Source organism: Anaplasma phagocytophilum, from assembly GCF_023476575.1.
Taxonomy (GTDB): domain Bacteria; phylum Pseudomonadota; class Alphaproteobacteria; order Rickettsiales; family Anaplasmataceae; genus Anaplasma; species Anaplasma phagocytophilum_A.
Window position 1 is genome coordinate 1 of the sequence record NZ_JAHLEX010000069.1, and the last position, 6,693, is coordinate 6,693.

General features: G+C 42.0%; 5 protein-coding genes. 2 read left to right on the forward strand and 3 right to left on the reverse strand.

Translation table 11 applies throughout. The features are described 5' to 3' along the window. A partial coding sequence (locus KPX09_RS03820) for a P44/Msp2 family outer membrane protein (protein ID WP_249549068.1) occupies positions 1–962 on the forward strand: 962 nt, incomplete at its 5' end. 10 nt (positions 963–972) lie between these two features. Here KPX09_RS03820 and gshA read toward each other — a convergent pair. From gshA to guaA, 3 genes are all read right to left on the reverse strand, one after another. Continuing rightward, positions 973–2,199, reverse strand: coding sequence for a glutamate--cysteine ligase (gshA, locus tag KPX09_RS03825; protein WP_249549069.1), 1,227 nt, complete (start codon positions 2,197–2,199; stop codon positions 973–975). 426 nt (positions 2,200–2,625) lie between these two features. After that, positions 2,626–3,861, reverse strand: a complete 1,236-nt coding sequence (locus tag KPX09_RS03830) for a citrate synthase (protein ID WP_249549070.1) — start codon at positions 3,859–3,861, stop codon at positions 2,626–2,628. 32 nt (positions 3,862–3,893) lie between these two features. Further along, a complete protein-coding gene (gene guaA / locus KPX09_RS03835; protein WP_249549071.1) occupies positions 3,894–5,483 on the reverse strand; it encodes a glutamine-hydrolyzing GMP synthase in 1,590 nt (529 codons plus the stop codon). A gap of 361 nt (positions 5,484–5,844) precedes the next feature. Here guaA and KPX09_RS03840 point away from each other — a divergent pair, with 361 nt between their 5' ends. Further along, positions 5,845–6,309: a hypothetical protein gene (locus KPX09_RS03840; protein ID WP_249549072.1), complete on the forward strand. Its 465-nt coding sequence runs from the start codon at positions 5,845–5,847 to the stop codon at positions 6,307–6,309. Positions 6,310–6,693 lie beyond the last annotated feature (384 nt).

The window sequence follows — 6,693 nt, forward strand, 5'->3', positions numbered from 1 at the left end:
GTTATGGTATTGGTGGCGCCAGGGTTGAGCTTGAGATTGGTTACGAGCGCTTCAAGACTAAGGGTATTAGAGATAGTGGTAGTAAGGAAGATGAAGCTGATACAGTATATCTACTAGCTAAGGAGTTAGCTTATGATGTAGTTACTGATCAGACTGACAAGCTTGCTGCTGCTCTTGCCAAAATAAACGGTAAGGACATTGTTCACTTTGCTAAGGCTGTTGAAATCTCTTACCCCATCATCGATGGTAAGGTTTGTAGTGGAAGTCATGCGGCGATAAACTCGGGTAAGGGTAAAAAGTACGCTGTGAATCCGACAAACAACAGCGATGAGGAGACAGCTCAGTGCAGTGGTTTTGGCGCAACAAGCAATGTGACAGCTGATCATAAATTTCTTAGCAAGTTTGTAAGCCTTACTGGAGTGGGTGAAGGGAAAAACTGGCCTACTGGCAGAGCGGCTAAGAGTAGCGCAGTAGGGACTGACAATGGTAAACCTAATAGCAACGCCACAGCGGTAGCTAAAGACATAGTCAAGGAACTCACTCCTGAAGAAAAAACCATAGTAGCTGGGTTACTAGCTAAAACTATTGAAGGTGGTGAAGTTGTTGAGATTAGGGCGGTTTCTTCTACTTCAGTCATGGTCAATGCTTGTTATGATCTTCTTAGTGAAGGTTTAGGTGTTGTTCCTTATGCTTGTGTTGGTCTAGGTGGTAACTTCGTTGGCGTTGTTGATGGTCACATCACTCCTAAGCTTGCTTACAGGTTAAAGGCTGGCTTGAGTTATCAGCTTTCTCCTGAAATCTCCGCTTTTGCTGGGGGCTTCTACCATCGTGTTGTTGGAGATGGTGTCTATGATGATCTTCCTGCTCAACGTCTTGTAGATGATACTAGTCCTGCTGGCCGTACTAAGGATACTGCTATTGCCAACTTCTCCATGGCTTATGTTGGTGGGGAATTTGGTTAATCCTTACTTCTCATACGTGATTCAATGTATTAGAGGTGTGTTTTAGGATTTCTGAGCCTTCCACAGCAGATGCTAGAATAGCTAACTTGCCGACAACACCCAAAATACCTTTTTTCTTTTGAGGTACTGAAAACTCCATATCTGCAAACCCACATCCAGGCACGTTCAAATTTTCAAGGCAGCTTCTAGCACCATTGTATCTGCATAAGTAACACGCTAGGTCTTCGCCGATGTAGTACAGAATTGGTTCTGCTACGTGATTACCAAACATTTCATTGGTAGGAATGCCTTCTTGCAATATTACGCTTTTAATGGGGTTTCTCTCCTTTACACATCGCATCTTATTGCGATCTTTCTTGTTTAGTTTCAGTACATCTTCACCACTACAAACACTGACTATTCCCATTCCATAAGTGCCGTTATCTGCCTTGATGAAAACGTATGGAGTTTCACTAATATTGTACAAAACGAACTTTTCCTGAATTTTTGATAGCAACTCCTCAACACCAGATGCAATACGTTCTATTCCTTCCCCCTTCACAAAATCTATATTATCACAATGGGAAAACAATGCTGTAATAAGCCATGGATCAATGTTAAACTCATTACAAAATTCTTCTGCTACTTTCACATAGATATCAAAATAACCTGATTTGCGTCGGTTAAACCAACCCAAATAACGCGACGGCATAACGTCTTGTAGCAAATCTCCCTTTAATACCGCAGGTATTCCACTGGTTAAATCATTGTTCAAGATAATGACGTCCGCGGTAAAACCAGACTCTGTACTTATCTTCCCCGAGTTGTTTACGAGTTTCTGTACGCTTAATGCTCCATTCTTTGAGGACTCAACAACGAGATTTTCCAGCAAATCGCAGCCACCAACTTCTGTATCAAATCCTACATTGCATAGCATGTCACGTAGCACGATCACACTATCTATATACTTCTTATTACGAGTATGACCTTCTATGATGATAAGTACCCTTCCATTTGTATATTTAGACAAGCGGTTCAGTAAAAACTTCTCAGCTCTGCGTTTTCCAGATTCTCCTAAGTTGTTGTACCCAGCTGGGAAAAAGTTGGTATCAATAGGTGCAATCTTGTAGTTAGCGCACCGAACATCTACGGAAGAAGTAAGAACAGCAGGGAATTTTGAAAACTTATCCGCAAACCACTCCCCTATCAATACCTTACGACACCCCAGTATATCCTGCAGTATCTTGACTATATCCAAAGCAAACCCTATAAATCACAAAAATTCGCAGCGACTATACGTAACTTCCATGGGGGCAGCAACCAATTTATACGGACGTATACAACACAACTCAAGGGCAATGTTCACGTAACTTCCATAGAAATCAATCAGCTTCTATAATATGTGTCACTATAACTGTCGCTTCCTTAGAAGAAGTAAGAACAATACCAATCGTACCTGCGCCTCATAATAGCATTATTTAGACAATGTCTACAATATAATGATCATAGTGCGCCTCGTTGCACACCATAAACATACCCCCTGGGTGCACAATGGTTGAGAGGCAAACGATCATAACCTAGTGATCTTGTACGTCTTCATACCACATCACTACTGAAAACACAAGCCACGTACACCCTACAGGTGTTTTGCAGTAACTGCATACAATACGTGAGTTAACACTACTTATTTTCCTGTATATAACTGCCGTGGGCGGCTGATCCGTTTCCCTTCATCACTTTGAATCATCTCATACCATTGAGATACCCATCCTGACGTTCGCGCCAAGGCAAAAAAGGCAGTATACATGTCTACCGGAACTCCCATAGCTCTTAGCACTATGCCGGAGTAAAAGTCTACATTTGGGTACAGCTTGCGTTCAATAAAATACTCATCCTGCAAAGCCTGTCTTTCTAACTCTTCTGCAACAGCTAGCAAATTCTCATCTCTACCTAGAGTATCTAATACATCCTTACAGATTGTACGCAAAACACACGCTCTGGGGTCATAGCTTTTATAAACGCGGTGCCCAAACCCCATAAGACGACTTTTGCCCTTGTTGTTCTTTACCTTGTCGATAAATGACGAAACATTTTCTGGTGAACCAATCTCAGCAAGCATTTTTATAACAGCCTCATTTGCTCCACCATGCGCTGGTCCCCACAGAGTGGCCACTCCTGAGCACAAACATGCAAACAAACCCGCTCCAGAAGATCCTGACATACGCACAGTGGCAGTAGAGGCATTCTGCTCATGATCTGCATGCATTATAAAAATTGCATCTAGAGCTTTGTGAATAATATCGCGATGCGCTTCATCTGTATTGCCAAACATCATCTTGATAAAGTTATGCGTGTACTCTAAGTTTGCGTCAGCCTGTATAAAATCTAGATTTGCAATGTGCCTATAAATACTCGCAACAATGCCAGGTACTTTCGCAATTGCGATGATGGCACCTGTCAGAGGATCAATGTCACTTGCGTGGTAATTAGCAGCTAAAGCAGAAAAGCTAGCTATTAGAATAGCCATAGGATGCGAATCTCGAGGGAATGATCTAATAACGTTTATAACTCGTTCAGGCACATCGTATTCATCACCCAAAATCCGTGCAAACTCTGCATGCTCAGTTTCAGAAGGCAGAGTACCCTTCAATAATAAATACACTATACTACTGAAGCCATTGGGTATACCGATCAGATTTTTTATATCAATACCCCTATAGCGTAGGGTTCCCTTGTTTCCATCAATGAAAGTTATCTCTGATCTGCAGGCAGCAGTGGACATAAAACCTGGGTCATATGTGAGCACATTGCTCTCCCTATATAGGGTTGTGATATCAACAACTGGGGTTCCGTCCGTACCACGTAAAACCGGCAAACTAATTCTACGGTCTCCACACTCCAAAACAGCTTTTTCTACCATATAATACTCTGATAATATATTTATTACTGTTTTTATTCCCATTCGATCGTCGCTGGTGGCTTAGAAGTTACGTCGTATACCACCCGATTTACTCTTGGTAGACTTCCTACTATTGCCACGCTAACTTTCTGTAAAAACTCTAAAAACTTCAACTGCTTCTCTTTATCTTCTCCAAAAGGAAAACAATCTGCTGTCATACCATCGGAAGAGGTAACAGCTCTAAGACAGCAAACATGTCCATAAGTTCTGCTATCACCCATAACGCCAACAGTGCGCGCAGGGATCAAAACCGAAAACGCTTGCCATATGTCATGGTAGAGACCACTCTCATAGAGCATACTTATGTATATATTGTCTATTTCCTGCAATAACTGAAGTTTCTCCTCAGTCACCTCTCCAATAATTCGCACTGCGAGCCCCGGCCCCGGAAATGGGTGGCGCTTCAAAATTACGTCAGGTAACCCCAATTCACTACCAAGTGCGCGAACTTCGTCTTTAAATAAGCATCTTAGTGGTTCTACCAGTGACAGATTCATATTCTCAGGTAGTCCCCCAACATTGTGATGTGACTTGATTTTGACACCTGAACCACTAGCTCCCGATTCAATAACATCGGGATAAATTGTCCCCTGCATTAGAAACTGTGCATCTCCTAGTTTTTTCGCTTCCTGCTCAAACACTTCGATAAATGTGTTTCCTATAATCTTGCGTTTTTCTTCAGGATCTACAATCCCTCTAAGACGTTCTATGAATAAAGATGCGGCACTCATGATTGAGACTGACATCTTAAGTTTGTCTACAAAAAACTCCCGCACTGTTTCAACTTCTCCTTTACGCAGAAGCCCTGTATCAACGAACACACACTTCAACTGATCGCCAATTGCCCGATGCAATAGCACAGATGCTACAGAGGAATCTACTCCGCCACTGATAGCGGCTACAGCCAAACCATCGCCAACCGTCTTCCTTATATCATCAATCTGGGTGTTTAAGAAGGACCTAACTGTCCAGTTTCTAGCGCAGCCTACAGTAGTTAAGAAGCTATTTAGTATATCTCTACCTTCAGGTGTATGAGAGACCTCTGGATGAAACTGTAGGCCATAAATTTTTCTTTTCTCATTGCTAATAAACGCTATAGCTTGTGTATTCATACTGCGAGCGACTACGCTAAAACCCTGAGGAACATTATCGACAACGCTATCAGAGTGGCTCATCCATACACAAGCCGTTTGACCTACGGACCATATACCTTTCGTTATTGCAGATTCACCGACAATTTGCAGCTGTGCATGGCCATATTCGCGTGCTTTGTCTGACTCTACCGTGCTACTAAAGCTATGCGCAAGTAACTGGAATCCGTAGCATATTCCCATAATTGGGGTTCCAGTTTTTAAATTTATTTCTAATACATCTGCAACTACCTTCGGTATGTTTTGCAATTCTGATACTGAGTTTGGACCTCCGGACAGTATAAAAGCTGCTATTTTTTTCCCTTGCTGAAGTAAAGCAGGGAAGTCAGTATCTACAGAAAAAACCTCACTATACACTCCAAGTTCTCTTACTCTGCGTGCAATAAGCTGGGTAACCTGTGAACCAAAGTCAATTATGGCAATCGTTAACACTTACTACTCCAATATACTCATACACATTGTAAGACATTAGTGCTCAGTGGACAATGTACATACATAGGGAAGAGCAACGCTTACTGAGCAAAAGGACAAGTAATACCTCTATTAGGGTTGACAAGAGGCTACTACGGAAGATACCGGGTATTTCACCTTGAGTGTTACCACCCTTAGACGCAAGATAAGCATGAAATAGCATTCAGTGTATTAACAGAAAATTTTCTTTTTTTACTACTTTACGTAGAGTACGCCTATAGGGAATACCACTTTCATTAGTTCTGTCATCAATTTACTAAAGTTATAAATTTATTAATGAATTTCCCATAACCTCGGTAGTGACAATATTTTGGTGAATGGTATGAAAACTGAACCGCAAAGCCGCAATTCTACAACAGTGAATGATACTACTTCTTCATCTAGAACAAGGAGTGATGTTATGAAAGGAAGGTCAGACTCTGAAATACGTACGTCTTCTTCAGACGATAGCAGGCATTGGGATGACAGCACACGTATTCGTGCTTCTAAAACTCATCCTCAAGCATCTAGCGACAACAGCAGCATACTCTCATCTGAAGATATTGATCACGTGATGCGGTGCCTGGAAGAGGAATATGGCCAAAAGCTTAGCAGTGAGCTTAAGAAGTCAATGCGTGAAGAGATTTCTACAGCTGTGCCAGAATTAACAAGAGCGCTTATACCATTGTTAGCATCTGCTAGTGATAGTGATTCAAACTCTAGAAAGCTGCAAGAAGAATGGGTGAAAACCTTCATGGCTATTATGTTGCCGCATATGCAGAAAATTGTGGCATCGTCCCAAGGTTAGGTTTGGCTCAGTAGACTGCATGCCGTTCAAGCACAGCGCCTAACCGGCAGCAGGTGTTGCATGCATAGTCAGTGAATGTTGTTTTATAGATGCCTGGAGCAGTTCCAGTAGCATCTCGCTCCAGACATCTGAACAATTTTTTCCCCGTTCAAAGATCTCAATGCTCATCAGCTTTTCTGTTCTGCAAGGATATCTGTATATTTATCAGCTGCTACTCGTTTTAGAGTGTGTGTAGAGTGTTGCTAAATCTTCTAATCTCCCATAGAGGGCAGCAGCACCGTACCGATTACCGATATGCAAGTAGGTGCTACGAGAGCTACCATAGGCATATCGGTAGTAGGTTTACAAAAACAAGGCTTGTCAAGTGTGTTTATTACGTGTCTC

Bases quoted from the DNA above. Each gene is read 5' to 3' on its own strand.
- KPX09_RS03840 (WP_249549072.1), top strand. From the start codon at position 5,845: ATGAAAACTGAACCGCAAAGCCGCAATTCTACAACAGTGAATGATACT.
- KPX09_RS03830 (WP_249549070.1), bottom strand. From the start codon at position 3,861: ATGGTAGAAAAAGCTGTTTTGGAGTGTGGAGACCGTAGAATTAGTTTG.